This window comes from Streptomyces sp. 3211.6, from assembly GCF_003634815.1.
GTDB classification, from domain to species: domain Bacteria; phylum Actinomycetota; class Actinomycetes; order Streptomycetales; family Streptomycetaceae; genus Streptomyces; species Streptomyces katrae_A.
Genome location: NZ_RBXC01000001.1, coordinates 7,088,360 through 7,107,323, shown reverse-complemented (window position 1 = coordinate 7,107,323; position 18,964 = coordinate 7,088,360). Strand labels below are relative to the sequence as shown.

The 18,964-nt window shown below is 73.8% G+C and carries 17 protein-coding genes; 7 read left to right on the top strand and 10 right to left on the bottom strand.

What is annotated here, in order from left to right; translation table 11 throughout:
• Window positions 1-7: 7 nt before the first annotated feature.
• The 6 genes from galT (at window position 8) to BX286_RS32540 (ending at window position 6,946) form a co-directional block, all read left to right on the top strand.
• Window positions 8-1,039 carry a galactose-1-phosphate uridylyltransferase gene (gene galT / locus BX286_RS32565; protein ID WP_121017263.1) on the top strand — a complete coding sequence of 344 codons (1,032 nt, stop codon included), beginning with the start codon at window positions 8-10 and terminating at the stop codon, window positions 1,037-1,039.
• Window positions 1,036-2,181: a galactokinase gene (gene galK / locus BX286_RS32560; protein WP_121017261.1), complete on the top strand. Its 1,146-nt coding sequence runs from the start codon at window positions 1,036-1,038 to the stop codon at window positions 2,179-2,181. The genes galT and galK overlap by 4 nt, the downstream gene beginning before the upstream one ends.
• 203 nt (window positions 2,182-2,384) lie before the next feature.
• Window positions 2,385-3,173 (top strand): crotonase/enoyl-CoA hydratase family protein, encoded by a 789-nt coding sequence (locus BX286_RS32555; protein WP_079431522.1) that lies wholly within the window; start codon window positions 2,385-2,387, stop codon window positions 3,171-3,173.
• A gap of 244 nt (window positions 3,174-3,417) precedes the next feature.
• Window positions 3,418-5,094, top strand: coding sequence for an FAD-dependent oxidoreductase (locus BX286_RS32550; protein ID WP_079423725.1), 1,677 nt, complete (start codon window positions 3,418-3,420; stop codon window positions 5,092-5,094).
• Window positions 5,091-6,596 (top strand): ATP-binding protein, encoded by a 1,506-nt coding sequence (locus tag BX286_RS32545; RefSeq protein ID WP_121017258.1) that lies wholly within the window; start codon window positions 5,091-5,093, stop codon window positions 6,594-6,596. The genes BX286_RS32550 and BX286_RS32545 overlap by 4 nt, the downstream gene beginning before the upstream one ends.
• Window positions 6,593-6,946, top strand: coding sequence for a UBP-type zinc finger domain-containing protein (locus tag BX286_RS32540; protein ID WP_100864650.1), 354 nt, complete (start codon window positions 6,593-6,595; stop codon window positions 6,944-6,946). The genes BX286_RS32545 and BX286_RS32540 overlap by 4 nt, the downstream gene beginning before the upstream one ends.
• Window positions 6,947-7,005: 59 nt before the next feature.
• Here BX286_RS32540 and BX286_RS32535 read toward each other — a convergent pair whose 3' ends face one another.
• The 9 genes from BX286_RS32535 to BX286_RS32490 all read right to left on the bottom strand — a co-directional run bounded on the left by BX286_RS32535 (window position 7,006) and on the right by BX286_RS32490 (window position 17,580).
• Complete coding sequence (locus BX286_RS32535; protein WP_079423731.1) at window positions 7,006-8,550, bottom strand: IS1182 family transposase; 1,545 nt, start codon at window positions 8,548-8,550, stop codon at window positions 7,006-7,008.
• A 225-nt stretch (window positions 8,551-8,775) separates the two neighbouring features.
• Window positions 8,776-9,984, bottom strand: a complete 1,209-nt coding sequence (locus tag BX286_RS32525; protein ID WP_121017256.1) for an IS701 family transposase — start codon at window positions 9,982-9,984, stop codon at window positions 8,776-8,778.
• Between the two features lie 55 nt (window positions 9,985-10,039).
• Window positions 10,040-11,149 carry an IS630 family transposase gene (locus BX286_RS32520; RefSeq protein WP_100861852.1) on the bottom strand — a complete coding sequence of 370 codons (1,110 nt, stop codon included), beginning with the start codon at window positions 11,147-11,149 and terminating at the stop codon, window positions 10,040-10,042.
• A gap of 222 nt (window positions 11,150-11,371) precedes the next feature.
• Window positions 11,372-12,541, bottom strand: a complete 1,170-nt coding sequence (locus tag BX286_RS32515) for a S8 family peptidase (protein WP_100864651.1) — start codon at window positions 12,539-12,541, stop codon at window positions 11,372-11,374.
• Window positions 12,542-12,671: 130 nt separating this feature from the next.
• Complete coding sequence (locus tag BX286_RS32510) at window positions 12,672-14,306, bottom strand: isovaleryl-CoA dehydrogenase (protein ID WP_121017254.1); 1,635 nt, start codon at window positions 14,304-14,306, stop codon at window positions 12,672-12,674.
• Entirely contained in the window at window positions 14,290-14,904 is a 615-nt protein-coding gene (locus tag BX286_RS32505; RefSeq protein ID WP_079423737.1) for a TetR/AcrR family transcriptional regulator, read from the bottom strand. The genes BX286_RS32510 and BX286_RS32505 overlap by 17 nt, the downstream gene beginning before the upstream one ends.
• Before the next feature lie 84 nt (window positions 14,905-14,988).
• A complete protein-coding gene (locus BX286_RS32500) occupies window positions 14,989-16,266 on the bottom strand; it encodes a hypothetical protein (RefSeq protein WP_148710319.1) in 1,278 nt (425 codons plus the stop codon).
• 146 nt (window positions 16,267-16,412) lie between these two features.
• Window positions 16,413-16,739 carry a putative quinol monooxygenase gene (locus BX286_RS32495; protein ID WP_079423741.1) on the bottom strand — a complete coding sequence of 109 codons (327 nt, stop codon included), beginning with the start codon at window positions 16,737-16,739 and terminating at the stop codon, window positions 16,413-16,415.
• 97 nt (window positions 16,740-16,836) lie between these two features.
• Window positions 16,837-17,580 carry an IclR family transcriptional regulator gene (locus tag BX286_RS32490; protein WP_079423743.1) on the bottom strand — a complete coding sequence of 248 codons (744 nt, stop codon included), beginning with the start codon at window positions 17,578-17,580 and terminating at the stop codon, window positions 16,837-16,839.
• A 121-nt stretch (window positions 17,581-17,701) separates the two neighbouring features.
• Here BX286_RS32490 and BX286_RS32485 point away from each other — a divergent pair, with 121 nt between their 5' ends.
• A complete protein-coding gene (locus BX286_RS32485; RefSeq protein WP_261993576.1) occupies window positions 17,702-18,526 on the top strand; it encodes a class I SAM-dependent methyltransferase in 825 nt (274 codons plus the stop codon).
• A gap of 12 nt (window positions 18,527-18,538) precedes the next feature.
• Here BX286_RS32485 and BX286_RS32480 read toward each other — a convergent pair whose 3' ends face one another.
• Entirely contained in the window at window positions 18,539-18,913 is a 375-nt protein-coding gene (locus tag BX286_RS32480) for a hypothetical protein (RefSeq protein WP_123995888.1), read from the bottom strand.
• Between the last annotated feature and the right edge of the window lie 51 nt (window positions 18,914-18,964).

The window sequence follows — 18,964 nt, the reverse complement described above, 5'->3', positions numbered from 1 at the left end:
CGAGGACGTGTACACGACCGTCACCGAGCTCGCGGACGGCCGCGAACTCATCTACTACGACAGCTCCCCCGGCCGGGACCGCACCGCCGAGGACCGGCGCCCGCTGGACCGCGTGGAGAGCAGCCCGGAACTGCGCCGGGACCCGGCCACCGGCGACTGGGTCACCATCGCCGCCCACCGGCAGACCCGCACCTACCACCCGCCCGCCGACGCCTGCCCGCTGTGCCCCTCGCGGGACGGGCGGCAGAGCGAGATCCCGGCCGCCGACTACGAGGTGGCCGTCTTCGAGAACCGTTTCCCCTCCCTCTCCGGCGCCGCCGGGCGGTGCGAGGTGGTGTGCTTCACCCCCGAGCACGAGGCGGGCTTCGCCGACCTCTCCCCCGGGCGGGCCCGGCTGGTGCTGGACGCCTGGACCGACCGCACCGCCGCGCTGTCGGCCCGGCCCGGGGTGGCGCAGGTGTACTGCTTCGAGAACCGCGGCGCGGAGATCGGCGTCACCCTGCCCCACCCGCACGGCCAGATCTACGCCTTCTCCACCCCCACCCCGCGCACCGCCAAGCACCTGGCGGCGGCGGCCGCGCACCGGGCCGCCACCGGGCGCAACCTCTTCGAGGACCTTCTCGCCGAGGCCCGCTCCGCCGAGGAGAGGGTGGTGCTGGCCGGGGAGCACTGGACGGCCTTCGTCCCGTACGCCGCCCGCTGGCCCTACGAGGTCCACCTGTACCCGCACCGCCGGGTGGCCGACCTGCGCGGGCTCGACGAGGCGGAGCGGGCCGAGTTCCCCGGGCTGTACCTGGACCTGCTGCGCCGCTTCGACGGGCTCTTCGGGCCGACGGCCGGGCCCACCCCGTACATCTCCGCCTGGCACCAGGCCCCGCTGAGCGGCGGCAAGGAACTCGCCCTGCACCTGGAGCTGTTCACCGTCCGGCGGACCGCCGACAAGCTCAAGTACCTGGCGGGGACCGAGTCGGGGATGGACGCGTTCATGAACGACGTGGCCCCGGAGACGGCGGCGCGCCGGCTGCGGGAGGCCGGGTGAACGCGGTCGTGCGCCGGGAGTTCGAACGGATCCACGGCCAGGCGCCCGAGGGCGTCTGGGCGGCGCCGGGCCGCGTCAACCTCATCGGTGAACACACCGACTACAACGACGGGTTCGCCCTGCCCATGGCGCTGCCGCAGACCGCCGTGCTCGCCGCGCGCCGCCGCGCCGACGGGCTGCTGCGGCTGCACAGCGCCCAGGGTGACGGCCGGGTCACCGAGCTGCGGGTGGCGGACCTCGCCCCGGGCACGGTGTCCGGCTGGGCCCGTTACCCGGCCGGGGTGGTGTGGGCGCTGCGCGGGCGGGGGCTGCCCGTGGGGGGTGCGGACCTGCACCTGGACAGCACGGTGCCGACGGGGGCCGGGCTGTCCTCGTCGGCGGCGCTGGAGTGCGCGGTGGCCCTCGCGTACGACGAGCTCCACGGGCTGGGGCTGGAGCGGCCGGAGCTGGCGCGGGTGGCCCAGTACGCGGAGAACGCCTTCGCCGGGGTGCCGTGCGGGGTGATGGACCAGATGGCCTCGGTGTGCTGCGCCGAGGGCAGCGCCCTGCACCTGGACAGCCGCAGCCTGGAGGTCCGGCAGGTGCCCTTCGACCTCGCCGGGCACGGGCTGCGGCTGCTGGTGCTCGACACGCGCGTCAAGCACGACCTGGCCGACGGGGCCTACGCGGCCCTGCGGGCCGGCTGCGAACGCGCGGCGCGGCTGCTGGGACTGCCCGCGCTGCGCGACCTCGGGGAGGCGGAGCTGCCCGGGGCGCTGGGTCGGCTGCCGGCCGGCCTGGTGCCGCTGGTCCGGCACGTGGTCACGGAGAACGCGCGGGTGGGCCGGGCGGTGGAGCGGCTGGCGGCGGGCGAACCGCGGGCGTTGGGGCCGCTGCTGACGGAGGGTCATGCCTCACTGAGGGAGGACTACGGGGTCTCCTGCCCGGAGACGGACCTCGCGGTGGAAGCGGCCGTCGCGGCGGGCGCGCTGGGGGCCCGGATGACCGGGGGCGGTTTCGGGGGCTCGGTGATCGCCCTGGTCCGGGCCGGGGAGGCCGCGCGGGTGACCGGCGCGGTGACGGACGCCTTCGCGTCGGCCGGGTTCCGGGCTCCGGTCGCGCTGGAGGCCGTACCGTCGGCGGGCGCCCGGCGCATCGGCTGAGGCCCGGGCGGCGGGGCCGGCCCCCTCGGCCACCTGCCCGCCGGGTGCATGGGCGCGTGGGCGCCCCCGGCGACCGGTCCGGCGTGACCGGCGACCGGGGCGGCGGACCGGCGCGGCAGAACCGGCGGCCCGTCCGGCGTGATCTGCCGCCGGGCCGTCGGCCGGAGCTGGTCAACGGGCCGCACCCACGCGAGAATGCCGCCATGACCGAAGCCGATGCCGCCCGCGCCGTCCGCGTCGAACGCGACGGGCCCGTGACGACGGTGGTGCTGTCGCGGCCCGCGGCCCGCAACGCCGTGGACGGTCCGACGGCACGGCAGCTGGCCGAGGCGTTCCGGGAGTTCGAGGCCGACGAGGGGGCGGCGGTCGCGGTGCTGTGGGGCGAGGGCGGGACGTTCTGCGCGGGCGCCGACCTCAAGGCCGTCGGCACCGGGCGCGGCAACCGGGTGGAGCCCGAGGGGGACGGCCCGATGGGGCCGACACGGCTGCGGCTGACCAAGCCGGTGATCGCGGCCGTCGCCGGTCACGCCGTGGCCGGAGGGCTGGAGCTGGCCCTGTGGTGCGATCTGCGCGTGGTGGAGGAGGACGCGGTCTTCGGGGTGTTCTGCCGCCGGTGGGGGGTTCCGCTCATCGACGGCGGTACGGTGCGGCTGCCGCGGCTGATCGGCGAGAGCCGGGCGATGGACCTGATCCTCACCGGCCGCCCGGTTCCGGCCGCCGAGGCCCACGCGATCGGGCTGGCCAACCGGCTCGTACCAGCCGGGCGGGCCCGGGCGGCGGCGGAGGAGCTCGCGCGGGAGATCGCGGGCTTCCCCCAGCTGTGCCTGCGCCACGACCGGCTCTCCGTACGCGAGCAGCACGGGCTGGCCGAGCCCGAGGCCCTGGCCAACGAGCTGCGGCACGGGACGGTGCCCCTGGCGGCGGGCGAGACCCTGGCGGGCGCCGCGCGCTTCGCGTCCGGGGCCGGGCGGCACGGTTCGTTCACCGGCTGAGGCCCCGCCGCGCGCCGGCGGGGCCCGCAGGCCGGCGCCGGTCCCGGACCCTCCTCCGCCCGGGCCCGGGCCGCCTCGTCCGAGCCCCCGACCTGCCTTTTCGCCCGGCGCCCGCCCGGACCGCCCGGCCCGTGCGGCCGGGTGCCGGAGCGGTCGCGGGCGATCGAACCTACGATGGGCAGGAGCCGGCGCGGTCGGGCAGGCCTCGCGCGCCGGTCGTCCCGAGCGCGCAGGGCGGAGGAGCATGGCACAGGCCGGCGATGCGGCGCGGACCGTCATCCTCACCGTGGACGACGATCCGGGGGTGTCCCGCGCCATCGCCCGTGACCTGCGGCGGCACTACGGCGGGGGGTACCGGATCGTGCGCGCCGAGTCCGGGGAGTCGGCCCTGGAGGCGCTGCGCGAGCTGAAGCTGCGGGGCGACCTGGTCGCCGTGATCCTCGCCGACTACCGGATGCCGCAGATGAACGGGGTGGAGTTCCTGGAGCAGGCGCTCGGCGTGTATCCGGGGGCGCGGCGGGTGCTGCTGACCGCGTACGCCGACACCCACGCGGCCATCGACGCGATCAACGTCGTCGACCTCGACCACTACCTGCTCAAGCCGTGGGACCCGCCGGAGGAGAAGCTCTACCCCGTTCTGGACGACCTCCTCTCCGCCTGGCGCTCCAGCGACTACCGGCCGGTGCCCGCCACCAAGGTGGTCGGGCACCGCTGGTCGGCGCGCTCCTCCGAGGTACGGGAGTTCCTGGCCCGCAACCAGGTGCCCTACCGGTGGTATTCCTCCGACGAGCCCGAGGGGCGGCGGCTGCTGGAGGCGGCCGGGGCCGACGGGCTGCGGCTGCCCCTGGTGGTCACCGCCGGGGGGACGGCGCTGATCGAGCCGGAGGTGGCGGAGCTGGCCGCCCACGTGGGGCTCGCGACCACCCCGGCCGCCGCGTTCTACGACCTGGTCGTCATCGGCGGCGGCCCGGCCGGGCTGGGCTCGGCGGTGTACGGGGCGTCCGAGGGGCTGCGCACCGTGCTGGTGGAACGGTCCGCGACCGGCGGGCAGGCGGGACAGAGCTCCCGCATCGAGAACTACCTGGGCTTCCCGGACGGGGTCTCCGGTGCCCAGCTCACCGAGCGCGCCCGGCGCCAGGCCACCCGGTTCGGTGCGGAGATCCTCACGGCGCGCGAGGTCACGGGGCTGGAGGTGAACGGCCCGGCGCGCGTGGTGCGCTTCTCCGACGGCTCGTCGGTCGCCGCGCACAGCGTCATCCTGGCGACGGGGGTGTCGTACCGGCAGCTGGGGGCGCCGGGCTGCGAGGACCTGACCGGGCGCGGGGTGTACTACGGCTCCTCCCTGACCGAGGCGGCCTCCTGCGAGGGGCAGGACGTGTACGTGGTCGGCGGGGCCAACTCGGCCGGACAGGCGGCGGTGTACCTGGCGCGGGGCGCGAAGTCGGTGACGCTGCTGGTGCGCGGGGAGTCGCTGGCGGCGTCGATGTCGTACTACCTGATCCAGCAGATCCAGGAGGCGCCGAACATCGCGGTGCGGCCGCGGACGGTCGTGGAGGCGGCGCAGGGCGAGGGGCACCTGGAGCGGCTGGTGCTGCGGGACGCGGTGACGGGGGCCACGGAACTCGTGGACGCGCAGTGGATGTTCGTGTTCATCGGCGCGGCCCCGCTCACGGACTGGCTGGACGGGACGGTGCTGCGCGACGAGCACGGGTTCATCCTCGCCGGACCGGACCTCACGCCGGACGGGCGGCCGCCGGCCGAATGGGAGCTGGACCGGCCGCCGTACCACCTGGAGACCAACATTCCCGGGGTGTTCGTGGCGGGCGACGCGCGGGCCCGGTCGGCGAAGCGGGTCGCGTCCGCGGTGGGAGAGGGAGCCATGGCCGTCATGCTGGTGCACCGGTACCTGGAGCAGTCGTGAGCGGGCGGGAGGCGTCCTGCGACCCGCGGGAGATCGCCTCGCTGTTCCTGTTCGAGAAGCTCTCGGCGGAGCAGCTGGGGAGACTGTGTCGCGAGGGGCGGGTGGAGCGCTTCGAAGCCGGTCCGGTGTACACCGAGGGCGAACCGGCCACCTGCTTCTACGTGATGCTCGAGGGCACCGTCGTGCTGTACCGCAGGGTCGGCGCGGACGACGTGGAGGTGAGCCGGACCTCGCAGCGCGGGGTGTACGCGGGGGCCATGCAGGCCTACCTGGGCGACCGGGTCCCGCAGAGGTACGTCAACTCGATGCGGGTGACGGAGCCGACACGGTTCTTCGTGCTGCCCGCGCAGTCGTTCGCGGACATCATGCAGGAGTGGTTCCCGATGGCGGCGCACCTGCTGGAGGGCCTGTTCTTCGGCGCGAAGGACACCCAGCGGGCCATCGGCCAGCGTGAACGCCTGCTGGCGCTGGGCTCGTTGTCGGCCGGGCTGACGCACGAGCTCAACAACCCGGCGGCGGCGGCCGTCCGGGCCACGGCGGCGCTGCGCGAGCGGGTGGGCAAGATGCGGCACAAGCTGGCCGTCATCGCCCGGGGCCCGTACTCGCGCGAGGCCCTGGCCGAACTGATCGACATCCAGGAGCGGACGGCGGAACGGGTGGCCAAGGCACCGGTGCTGAGCCCGCTGGAGGCGGCCGACCGGGAGGACGAGCTCTGCGACTGGCTGGAGGACCACGGCATCCCGGAGGGCTGGCGGATCGCACCGGTGTTCGTCCAGGCCGGACTGGACACGGACTGGCTGGAGCAGGTCGCGGCGACGGTGGCCGAGGACATCCTGCCCGGGGCGGTCGGCTGGCTCAACTACACGGTGGAGACCGAGCTGTTGATGGACGAGATCGACGACTCCACCACCCGGATCTCCCATCTGGTGGACGCGGCGAAGCAGTACGCGCAGCTCGACCGCGCCCCGCACCGCGACGCCGACGTGCACGAACTCCTCGACAGCACCCTGTTGATGCTCTCGGGCAAGATCGGCCCCGGGGTGCGGGTGGTCAAGGAGTACGACCGCACCCTGCCCGAGGTGCCGGCCTATCCGGCGGAGCTGAACCAGGTGTGGACCAACCTGATCGACAACGCGGTGTCCGCCATCGGGAGCGGCGGCGGCAAGGGCACGCTCACGGTCCGCACGGCGCGGGAGGGCGACCGGCTGCTGGTGGAGTTCCGCGACACCGGGCCGGGGGTGCCCCCCGAGATCAGGGACCGCATCTTCGACCCCTTCTTCACCACGAAGCCGGTCGGCGAGGGCACGGGCCTCGGCCTGGACATCTCCTGGCGGATCGTGGTCAACAGGCACCACGGCAGCCTCGGGGTCGAGTCCGTACCGGGAGACACCCGCTTCCGCGTCCTGCTGCCGCTGACCGCCCCGGAGGAACAAGCCGGCCCCGGACCCGGACCCGAGCACGGTGCGGGCACCGACCCTGCCACCACGGAGGAGCGCACATGACCGAGATCGACGGCATCGACCCGAGCGTCCCGCCCAGCGGCACGGGCTGCGCGGACTGCGACGCGGTGGGCGGCTGGTGGTTCCACCTGCGGCGCTGCGCCCAGTGCGGCCACGTCGGCTGCTGCGACTCCTCTCCGGCCCAGCACGCCACCGCCCACTTCAAGGCCGCCGGCCATCCCCTGGTGCAGAGCTTCGAGCCGGGCGAGGCCTGGTTCTGGAACTACGCCACGGACACGATGTACGAGTCCGGCCCCGAACTCACCCCGCCGGCCGCCCACCCCACCGCCCAGCCGGCCCCCGGTCCCGCGGACCGCGTCCCCGCGGACTGGCTGGACCACCTCCACCGCTAGAAGACTGATGAAGATCTTGTTGAGGGGCCGTCCGGCCGTAGGCCGGGCGGCCCCTCTGGTTATGTGATGGCCGGTGCGAGGTGCCAGGTGCCGCCTGTGTGAGTGAGTCCGAGGTTGATCAGGCGGCGGAGGTTGAGGGCGGCTGCTCGGGTGTGGAGCCAGGCGTTGTTGCTGATGGTGCCCCGGTAGCGGAGTCGGCGGTTGCCGTGGTGGACGAGCCAGGCGACGGCACGTTCGACTGGTGGCCGCCAGCGGCGGTAGTCGGCCTGCCAGGCGGGGTCGGTGGCGGCCTGGCGGCGGGCCGCGGCTTGGAGATCGTGGTGGGGGCGGATGGTCAGGACGCGTCCGGCTTTGGCCTTGGTGCACTGCTCACGCAGCGGGCATCGGGTGCACACGTTCCCGAAGACGGCCCTGCGCTGGTGGTGGCGGCCGCCGGGCTCGGACAGGCCGACGGTGTGGCCTTGGGGGCAGGTCACGGTGGCGGCCGAGGTGTCGATGGCGAAGTCGTCGAGGGTGAAGCCGTCTGGGACGGCCGGCCGCAGCGGGGCGGGTTTGAGGAACAGCCGGTGTCCGGCCTCTTCGAGGGCCTGGCGGGCGTCGCCGGTGGAGTAGGCGGTGTCACCGAAGGCGTCCACCGGGGTGTCCTCCTCGGCCAGCAGTTCAAGGCCGACGGCTGCCTCGTGGTGCTCTGGCCCGGCCCCGGGCCGCAGGGCGACGGCGGTGTATAACCCGGTCTCCGGCTCGACGGCGAGGTGGGCCTTGTATCCGTCCTGCTGATGGGAGCGGGTCTTGTGGATGTGCCGGGACTCGGGGTCGACGGTGGAGATCATCCGGTCCGGGGCGGTCCCTTGGGTGATGCGCCAGCGGCCGTCACGGCCGTCGGAGTCCTCGGCCGGTTCCACGTCCTGCCCGGCGACCAGCGCGAGGATGCCGACCGCGTTCGCTGCCTTCTCGCCCAGTTCCTGCTCGGGCAGATGCCCGAGCAGTCTGACCGCGTCGCCGACGAGCGCGTCGACCAGGTTGGCTCGTGCCTGGGCATCGTTCCAGGTGATGCGGGGTTTGCCCGGGTCGGTGTAGTCGTGGGCGGTGCACTGCGCGGCGGCAGCCTCGGCGCCGCCGGGGACTTCCCGGATCACCACCCGGATGGCGCCGATGATCTGGGTGACGGTGTCCTGGGTGGCGACCGCGTCGTCCAGCACGGTGGAGTCCAGTGCCCGCCGGTGCTTGCCCCTGAGGACACCGGTGGCCTTCACGACCTCCCGCACGGCCTCGAAGGCCCGGTTCGGGCTGGTGGAGCGGGCCAGCCGGCGCCGGAAGTACGCCAGAAGCGACGGGTCGAACGCGGTGTCATGCAGTCCCAGCCCGCACGCGGCCTTCCACCGCAGGTCACACCGCAGTTCCTGGACCGTCTCGAAGTCCGACATGCCGTGCAGGGCCTGCAATGTGATCGCCGCGGCCAGAATCTGCGGCGGCATGGACGGCCGCCCGTTCGCCGACGGATACATGTCCGCGAACATCGCCGCGGGGAACAACCGGCCACGGTGCTCGGCCAGGAACGCGAACACACTCCCAGCCGGAATCAACTCCCGGCACGTCGCCCACACATCAGGTCCGACCGTCTCCCCGACCCACTCCCCTTGAACCACAACACGAGTCTGGCCCCACCGCTGACGCGGCGGGGCCAGAACCCAACATCTTCATCAGTCTTCTAGTAGTGCTTTGTTAGGTGGTGTCGTAGGGCTGCCAGGGGACGGTTTGTCGGCAGGTGGGGCAGGTGCCGGTCCAGGTCGCCAGGAGGTGTTGGAGGAGGTCCAGGGCCTGGTAGAGCGTCAGACCCTGGACGGGGCTTTTGGGCTCCTCCGCTGTTCGGTCAGGAACAGGTGAGCGGCGGTCACGAGGGTGACGTGGCGGTGCCAGCCGGTGAAGGACCGGCCCTCGAAGTGATCCAGCCCCAACGCTGTCTTCAGCTCTCGGTAGTCGTGCTCAATCCGCCAGCGGGACTTCGCCAACCGGACCAGGTCCTTGGCGGGAATGTTCGCCGGCAAGTTCGAAATCCAGTACTTCACCGGTTCCCTCTCGCCCTCGGGCCATTGCGCGATCAGCCAGACGAGCGGGATGGTTCCATCGGGAGCGGGCTGGGGTCGGCGGCCCGCGAGGCGGACCCGCAGCAGCACGAAGTGCGAGCGCATCGCCGCCTTCGAGCCCTTGCGCCAGGTCACGGCCCGGCCCCGGTGGCGTCCCGCGGCCAGCACGTGATCGCGTAAGGGGACGGGCCGGGTGCGGTAGCGGGGCAGCGGCCTGGGGCCGAGCCTGCCATGGGCGGGCTGGTGCGGCACCGCTTCCTCGCCGTGGGCGGTCATCTCGCCCTTGACCTGCAGGACGTAGGCCAGGCCCCGCTCCTCCAGACCGTGACGGAAGTAGACGTTCGCACCGTAACCGGTGTCCGCGACCAGCGCGGCGGGCCGCAGGCCGATCCCGGCGAGTTCGTCGAGCATGTCCAGCGCGAGCTCCCACTTCGGACGGTGGTGCTCGCTCTCGGGTATCCGGCAGGCCCGCCTGCGTGCCTCCGCTTCGGGTACGTCCCACGACTGCGGCAGGAACAGGCGCCAGGACAGCGGGCACGAGGCCGTGTCCGAGGCAGCGTGGACGCTGACGCCGATCTGGCAGTTGCCGACCTTGCCCAGGGTGCCGGAGTACTGCCGGGCCACTCCGGGCGAGGCCTTGCCGTCCTTGGGGAAACCGGTGTCGTCCACCACCCACACCTGCGGCTGCACCGCCCGCACCGCCCGCCAGGCCAGCCGGGCCCGCACCTGATCGACCGACCAGGTCGACGACGTCATGAACTGCTGCAACCGCTGATGATCCACCCCGAGGCGTTCGGCCATCGGCTGCATCGACTTGCGTCGGCCGTCCAGCAGCAAGCCCCGCAGATACAGCTGCCCCTTCTCCAGCCAGTCCGGCCGCACCAACGGCGCGAACACCTCGGAAGCGAACTCCTCCAACCGACCCCGCACCGCCGCAAGCTCCCCAGCCCTCATACAGCCAGCGAACTACCAGACACCCGACGTGACAAGACCGGCTAACAAAGCACTACTAGTGTCCTGAGTCGGTAATTCGTCGGCAGTACGAGGCGAGGGATTCGAGGATCTGGTCGGCAGTCTTGGTCCAGATGAACGGCTTGGGGTCTTCGTTCCATGAGTCGATCCAGGTGCGGATGTCCTTCTCCAGCGCCTGGACCGACTTGTGGACTCCTCGCCGTATCCGCTTGTTCGTCAGCTCGGCGAACCACCGCTCGACCAGGTTCAGCCAGGACGAGCTGGTGGGCGTGAAGTGCATGTGGAACCTGGGATGGGCCAGCAGCCACTTCTTGACCGCCGCGGTCTTGTGGGTCGCGTAGTTGTCGCAGATCAAGTGGACCTGGAGTCCGGCAGGGATCTCCTTGTCGAGCTTGTTCAGGAACTTCCTGAACTCCTCGGCCCGGTGCCGGCGGTGGAGGGACCCGATCACCTTGCCGGTGGCCGCGTCGAAGGCCGCGAACAGCGTGGTGGTGCCAGCGCGGACGTAGTCGTGACTGGCCCGCTCGGGCACCCCGGGCATCATCGGCAGCACCGGCTGGGACCGGTCCAGCGCCTGGATCTGCGACTTCTCGTCCACACACAGCACCAGCGCCCGCTCCGGCGGATCGAGATACAGCCCCACCACGTCATGGACCTTGTCGACGAAGAACGGGTCCGTGGATAGCTTGAACGTCTCGGACCGGTGCGGCTGCAAGCCGAAAGCCCGCCACACCCGGGAAACGGTCGACTGCGACAGCCCGGTCTTCTTCGCCATCGACCGGGTCGACCAGTGCGTGGCGTTCTCCGGCTTCGACTCCAGCGTCCGGGCGATCAGATCGGCGACCTGCTCGTCCATCACCGTGCGGGGCCGGCCCGGACGCGGCTCGTCCGACAACCCGTCGAGACGGTCCGCCAGGAAACGCTTACGCCACTTCGAGACGGTGTCGCGGGACACCCCGACCCGCTCCATCACCGCACGCGTCGACACGGGAAAGCCGTCCTCCCCGACATCGTCACAGGCCAGGATCACACGGGCCCGCATCGCCATGTCCTGCGCGGACTTACGCCGCCGCACCCACCCCTCCAACACTGATCGCTCAGCATCAGTCAAATCCAGCGGCGCAAGCTTCGGTCCCGGGCGCGTCATGCCTCAACTATATGGAAATTTAAGACTCAGGACACTAGGGCCTGTCTGACAATTCGCGCCGGATCAGGCCGGGTCGTTCGGTGCGTGCGATCGGCGCACCCTGGGACTGCCCCGGCTGCTGGAGGTCCCCCACCGGCTGGGCCGGGCCGCCGCCCCGCTGCGGCACGCGGAACTCCCGCTGCACCCGCACCCGTTCCCGTGAGGGCCCGTGGGCCTCACGCTCTAGAGGCCGGAGGTGTTCAGCAGCCGGTTGGGGGTGCCCGGCGGGACGGCGCCGAGGACGTCGCGGTCGGCCTGCGCCGTGAGCCAGGTGCGGACCTGGGCGGGGGTGGCGGTGGGGTGCGCCGAGAGGTAGAGGGCCACGGCACCGGTCACGTGCGGGGTGGCCCAGGAGGTGGCGGCGGAGTCGCTGGTGCCGGTGCCGCCGCCCGCGAACGCGGAGGTGATCTGGTCTCCGGGTGCGTACAGGTCCACGCAGGAGCCGTGTCCGGAGCCGAAGCTCTCGGTGTCCTGCCAGTGGCGGTCGCCGGCGGTGGAGGCGGCCACCACGACGGCTCCGTGGGCGCCGGCCGGGGAGTGTCCGCAGGCGTCGTCGTTGAAGTTGCCCGCCGCGACGACCACCGGGATCCCGGACTCGACAAGGTGCTGTACGGCCGCGTCGAGCGCCGGGGAGCGGGTCTGGAGATTGAGGGACATGTTGACCACCGCCGGGCGCTGTGCGTGGGCGGTCACCCATTCGACGGCCTTGACGATGGAGGCCTCCGGAGCCGCCGGGGCGCCTGTGCCGGGGCCGCTGCTGCCTCCGCCCTCTTCGCAGGCGATGGCCTGGACGCGTACGAGAGCGGCCTTGGGGGCGACCCCGTAGGTACGGCCGCCGATGATGCCGGCCACGAAGGTGCCGTGCCCGAGTCCGCTGCTGTCGGCGCAGTCCCCGGTGTCGGGGGCGCCGACGAAGTCGGCTCCGGCGGTGGCGCGGCCCGCGAACTCGGCGTGCCCCAGGTCCATTCCGGTGTCGAGCACGTAGACGTGGACGCCGCTGCCGTCCGCACCCGCCGCGTAGCGGCCGTCGAGGGGGCGGGTGCGCTGGTCGAGCCGGTCCAGGTTCCAGGGGACGCCCGTACGCGCGAACGGGGCGGCGCCGGTGTGGCCCGAGGGCGCGGGACTTGCCGGGGCGCTGCCCGAGGAGCCGCCGCCCGGGTGCGGTGCGCCGGTGGCCGGGGGCCGGGCGGACGGGGAGGCCTGCGCGGCGCCGGATCCCGCGGCGGACGGGGCGGGCCCCGCGGGTTGCGGGTTCGCCGACGGGTCGCAGGCCGTGAGGCCCAGTGCCAGCGCCAGCGCCGCCGCGGCAGCCGGCACCACCGTGCCCGCCGTGCGTCTCGTGTCCCGCCCCATCGCTTGTCCCCCGTTCCTCTCGGCAGCCGCCGCGGCTGCCCCTCGTCTACCGCCCAGACGCCCCGGACGGGGGCTCCGGTTCCGGCCGGAGGCGAGGGGCCCGCGGGCCGGCCGCCGGAGCGGCCCCGGCTCAGACGGCCGGCGTCACGGCCCGGTCGAGGACGGCCCCGGTGTCCACCCCGGTCGGCAGGGTCCCGTAAGCCCCTCCGTGCTCCCCGCCCAGCCGGGACGCGCAGAAGGCGTCGGCGACCGCCGCCGGGGCGTGCCGCACCAGCAGCGAGGCCTGGAGGGCCAGGGCCATGGTCTCGGTCAGCTGCCGGGCCCGGTACTCGGCCTCGGCGGGGTCGGCGAGCTGCTTGTGCAGCCCGGCCACGGCCGCGTCCAGGTGCCGGTCGGCCCCGGCGGCCAGGCCCACCTCCGCGAAGAAGGCCTCGACGCTCCCCGGCTGACGGGCCATCGCACGCAGCGCGTCCAGGGCGGCCACGTTGCCCGAGCCCTCCCAGATGGACGACAGCGGAGCCTCGCGGTAGAGGCGGGGCATGCCCGAGTCCTCGACGTAGCCGTTGCCGCCGAAACATTCGAGGGCTTCGGCGGCGTGCGCGGGAGCGCGCTTGCACACCCAGTACTTGGTGACGGCCAGGCCCAGCCGGCGCAGCAGCGCCTCGTCCGAATCCCCGCGCGCGACGCGGTCGGTGGCCCCGGCCAGGCGCATCGCGACGGCCGTCGCGGCCTCGGACTCCAGTGCCAGGTCGGCCAGGACGTTGCGCATCAGGGGCTGGTCGATCAGTGCCTTGCCGAACGCCCGCCGGTGGGTGGCGTGGTGGACGGCCCGGACCAGGCCGAGCCGCATGCCGGAGGCCCCGCCCAGGACGCAGTCGAGCCGGGTCATGTTGACCATCTCGATGATGGTCGCGACCCCGCGGCCCTCCTCCCCCACCAGCCAGCCGAACGCCTCGTCGTACTCGATCTCGGAGGAGGCGTTGGAGCGGTTGCCGAGCTTGTCCTTGAGGCGCTGGAGGTGCAGCCGGTTGCGGGTGCCGTCGGGCAGGACCCGGGGCAGCAGGAAGCAGGACAGTCCCCCGGGGGCCTGCGCCAGGGTGAGGAAGACGTCGGACATGGGCGCCGAGGTGAACCACTTGTGCCCGGTCAGCCGGTACGTGCCGTCTCCGGCCGGGGCGGCGGTCGTGGTGTTGGCGCGGACGTCCGAGCCGCCCTGCTTCTCCGTCATCGACATCCCGGCGATCAGCCCGCGCTTGGTGTCGGGCCGGCGCAGCCCGAAGTCGTACGTGCGGGAGGCGAGCAGCGGCTCCAGCCACTCGGCCAGGGCGGGGGCCGCGCGCAGCGCCGGGACGGCGGCGTAGGTCATGGAGACCGGGCAGGTGTGGCCGGCCTCGACCTGGCTCCAGACGATGAACTTGGCGGCGCGGGCGACGTGCGCGCCCGGCTCCTGCTGCGTCCAGGGGGCCGCGTGCAGCCCGTGCGAGACGGCGGTTTCCATCAGCCGGTGCCAGTACGGGTGGAACTCGACCTCGTCGACGCGGTGGCCGTAGCGGTCGTGGGTGTGCAGGACCGGCTCGTTCTCGTTGGCCAGCCGGCCCCACTCGGCGGCCTGCTCGGATCCGGCGAGGACGCCGAGCCGGTGGAGTTCGGGGGCGGCCCAGCCGGCGCCCTCGCGGGCCAGGGCCTCCAGCAGGGCCGGGTCGGCCGCGGCGTCGTAACCGTGGTGCGGTGGAACCTGGTTGGTGACCTCATGCGTCTGGGGCATCGTGTCCTCCAAGGGCGCGCCGGGTGAAGGTGAGCAGGGCGGGGATGACCTCGCCGGGGGCCGCGTCGCCGTCGGCGAGGGGTCCGACCAGCGCCTCGGCGATGGCGCCGACCAGTGCGGCGGCGGTCAGCTCCGGCAGCTGCGGCGGCAGTTCGCCGGCGGCCGTGCCCGCGGCGATCTGCCGGGCGAACACGTCGCGGAACGCCCGCCGGAAGGCGAGGCGTTCGGTGTCGACGGCCGGGTCGGCCGGCTCCGCGAGCAGGGCGAAGGCCCGCCGAGGGGCCTGGAGCGCCCGCGAGGCGAAGGTCTCCACGGCTCCGGCCACCCGCTCCGCGGCGGTCCCGGGACGGTCCGCGGCGGTGGTCACGGCCGCCACCTCCCGGACCACAAGGGTCCGGAAGAGGGCGGCCGCGAGCTCGGACTTGCCGGAGAACGACTGGTAGACGCTCCCGGTGGAGATGCCGGCCTCCGCCGCGATGGCGGCGACGGAACAGCCGGCGTACCCCTCCCTCGACAGCAGACGGACGGCGGCTTCCAGCACCCGGTCCCGACGGGCGTCGAGCCGGGCCTGAACGGCGGGTGGGCGGCGGTAGGGCATGGGAAGGATTGAAGCAGTGATTCACTGCTTCACACCAGCCCCGGGCGGCGCCCGTTCGGACCGGCGGGGAAGTCTCCGGCCGGTTCAGGCGCAGGTGACCGTCACCTGGCCGCTGCCGCCGTTGCTGGAGAAGCCGATGGTGAACCGGCCGCCAGGGGGCTGCTGCTCGGTCCGGCCGCCGAGCGTGATCACCTGGGAGGCTCCGGCGGCCAGGGACCCGCTGCCCGCGGTGGCGGTGACCCCGGAGGGCAGGGATCCGATCGACCAGTTCAGGTTCCCGCCGCCGCTGTTGCGCACCACCAGGGTGCTCGGCCATTCGCCGTTGGCGCAGAACTCCCGGACGCTGGCCGGGCGCAGCGACAGCGTCGGCACGGCGACCGGGGCGGGGGCGCCGGACTGCTTGGGCGGCGCCGGGGGCGTGGTGGGAGGGACCGGGGCGGGGTTGCCGGCGCCGGGGGTGGGCGGGTGGGAGGGGGCGGGCGTGGGTGAGGCCGCCGCCTCCGTGGGCGAGCCGGTGGGGGTGGGGGCGGGCGCCGGGCCGCCGCCGTCGGTGGAGGCCGAGGGGGCGGGGGCTGCGCCGGAGACGGCGGCGGTGGGAGTGGCGGCCGCCTGCGGCTGGAGGGTCGCCGGGTCGTGGCCCAGCTGCCGGCCGACGAAGACCCCGCCGACGGCCATCACCATGACGCCGCCGATGACCAGCGCCATGGTCTTCATCTTCTTCTTGGCCTGCTTCTGACGGGCCTTCTTGTCCGGGTGCCCGGTGCGTCCGCCCTGGACGATGATGCCCCTGCCGACCGCCCGGGGGTCATCCTGCTTGGGACCGATGGCCCGGGGATCATCCTGCTTCGGGCCGATCGCCCGGGGGTCATCCTGCTTCGGACCGATCGCCCGCGGGTCATCCTGCTTCGGACCGATCGCCCGGGGGTCATCCTGCTTGGGACCGATGGCCCGGGGATCATCCTGCTTCGGGCCGATCGCCCTTGGGTCGTCCTGCTTCGGGCCGATGGCCCGGGGATCGTCCTGCTTCGGACCGATCGCCCGCGGGTCATCCTGCTTCGGACCGATCGCCCTTGGGTCGTCCTGCTTCGGGCCGATGGCCCGGGGGTCATCCTGCTTGGGACCGATGGCCCTTGGGTCATCCTGCTTCGGACCGATCGCCCGCGGGTCGTCCTGCTTCGGGCCGATCGCCCGCGACGGGTCCTGCGGGCCCGAAGCCGTGCGCCCTCCCTGGACGATGATGCCGTCCCCGCCCGGGGCCGGGTCGGTGAAGCCTCCACCGGCGTCCGGGGTCGTCCCGTGGGACGGGACCGGCGCGTCGTTCTCCGGACGGGGCACGTCCGGTCCACCTCTGCCGTCGCTCATGGCGCAATCCCCCTGGGGTCAGCCTGCTCCTGCCAGGACAGTTTTCGGCCACGGAGCCACGGCGTCCATCCCCGCGACGTGACGGCAACGTCCCGGTCTCGTACCGGAACGGGCCGTCACGGCGACGGGGTGCGGGGAGGGCGGGGTCAGTCGCGGGGAGACAGTTCGGCCATGGCGCTCCAGCCCTGGCCGGGCACCTCGACGTGGATGATCTCCGGGGTGGTGGCGATGGCTCCGGCGAGCGTTTCCATACCGGCCTTGAAGTGCTCCGAGGCGACGTGTGCGGCGCCGGCCTCGGCGTCGGTGAACGCCTCCAGCAGGGTGTACTTGTTCGGGTCGTCCACGCTGCGGGACCAGTCGTAGAAGAGGTTGCCCGGCTCGGACCGGGTGGCGCGGGTGAAGTCGTCGACGAGGGTGAGCCAGTTGTCGCTGTGCTCCGGGCGGACGTCGAACCTGACGGCGATGAAGATCATGCGGCCAGCCTGGCACGCGGGGCGGCCCCCGCGCACGTCCGCCGCCCGCCATTCCGGCAGGGCCGGAATCCGGGCGGGGCGGCGGCGGGCGGGAGCCTCACCGGATCCGGCCCTCGGCCGCCTCCGCGAGGGCGGCACGGATGCCTTCCGGGCGGCGGCGGAACTCCTGCGTCGGCACCGACACCGACAGCGCGTGCACGGTGTCCCGCTCGTCCCCCACCGGCGGCAGCGCGACCGCCAGGCAGGTCCACGCCGGGTCCGCCTCCCCCACCGACACCGCGAAGCCCGCCGCACGGACCCGCAGCAGCTCCGCCTCCATGGCCTCGGCGTTCGTGATGGTCGCCGGGGTCAGCCGGGCCATCCCGTGCGCGTCGAAGTAGCGCCGCCGCGCCCGCGGGGTCAGCCGGGACAGCAGGGCCTTGCCGTGGGCGGTGGCGTGGGCGCGGGTCTCACGGCCGGGCGCGAACGGGTTCGCGGTGTCCGTGACGGGGGCGGTGGTGTCCACGACGGTGATCACCCCGCCCCGGTAGGCCGTGTAGTAGGACTCGCCGCCGGTCGCCCGCCGCAGCCGGGCGAGCAGGCCGGGCATGCCCGGGGCCGGGGCCAGCTGGTGCAGGAAGCTGCGGTGCAGCCGGGGCAGCTCGGGCCCGAGCGCGTAGCCGCGGGCCGTGCGCACCAGGTAGCCGCGGTCGGTGAGCGGCCCGAGGAGGTGGTAGGCGGTGGACAGGGAGCAGCCCGCGGTGCGCGCCAGCGCCTTGGCGCTGACCGGGCCGGGCGCCGCGGCCACCGCGTCGACGAGGGCCAGCGCGCGGTCGAGGGACTGCGGACCGGTGTGCGCCATGGTGCTGGTGGTTCCCCGTGGGTGGGCGGCAGGACGGGCCCCAGCCTACGCGGGGGGGGGGCGGGCAGGCGCCGTCGACAGGACGTCACCGTACGGCCACACTGGGCACGGAGGTGGACCCATGACCCGAGCCGACCGGCCCGACGACATGCGGGCGACCGTGCGGGAGACGTACGGTCCCGCGGACCTCAGCGCGGTCCCCGTGTTCGCCGGCGGTTTCATCAACTTCGGCTACTGGCGGCCCGAGGACCTCGACGGCGCGCCGACGGTGGAGGACCGGATCCGCAGTCAGCAGGACCTGTACCGGCGCGTGCTGGACAGCGCGGGCCCTCTCGGCGGCAGGGAACTGCTGGAGGTGGGCTGCGGGCTGGGCGTGGGCTGCGCCCTGGCCGTCGGGGAGTACGGTCCGGCCCGGGTCACCGGTATGGACATCCACCCCCAGCAGCTGGAACGGGCCCGGCGGGCCAACGCCGGGCTACTGGAGGGGCCGGGGCCCGAGCGGCTCCGGCTGGTGCGCGGGGCCGCGGAGGAGATGCCGTTCGGGGACGGGGAGTTCGACTGCGTCTACAGCGTGGAGGCCGCCCAGCACTTCGACGACCTGGCACGGTTCGCGGCGGAGACCGCCCGGGTGCTGCGGCCCGGCGGCCGGGCCGCCGTGACCAGTTTCTTCACCCCGGACGCCGGGGCGGCGCCCCGGCTGGCGCAGCTGCTCGACACCTTCGCGGACGGGCTGGACATCGCCCGCCCGCCCTCCGAACTGACCGGGGCCCTGGCCCGGTCGGGGCTGACCGAGGTCCGCTGCGAGTCCATCGGCCCCTCGGTCTGGCCCGGCTGGGACCACTGGCTTTCCGCGCAGTGGAAGCCGGGCACCTGGCCGAGGAACTTCCGGGCGGCGTGGGAGCAGGGCCTCCTCGACTACTACGTGATCACGGCCGTCCGCCCGTAGCCGCCGGGGCCGTCAGCCGCGCCGGCGGCGGCGGCCTGCCATCACGACGACGGCGATGACGGCGGCCACGATCAGCAGCACGACCAGGACGCCCACGACCAGCGCGGCGGTGCCCAGCTTGCCGAGGATGCCCTTCTTCTTTTTCTTGGACTTCTTCTTGCTGTCCTTCGACACCCCCGACGCCTGCGTGTGGGCGGAGGCGGTCACGCTCGTCCCGCGGACGGATCCGGCCAGGACACCGGCCGGGGCGGCGGCCGCCACGGCGGCGCCGGCCGCGCCTGCGCGCTGGGCCGTGGGCGCCGCCGCCGCATTCGCCGGCAGCGGGGCCAGCAGCAGCCCTGCCAGCAGCGCCACGGGTACCGCCCTGGCGATCACACTCTTCCTCACACCGCTCTCCCTGTCTTCGACACCCGGTACGGGCCCCCTCCATGCCAGGTG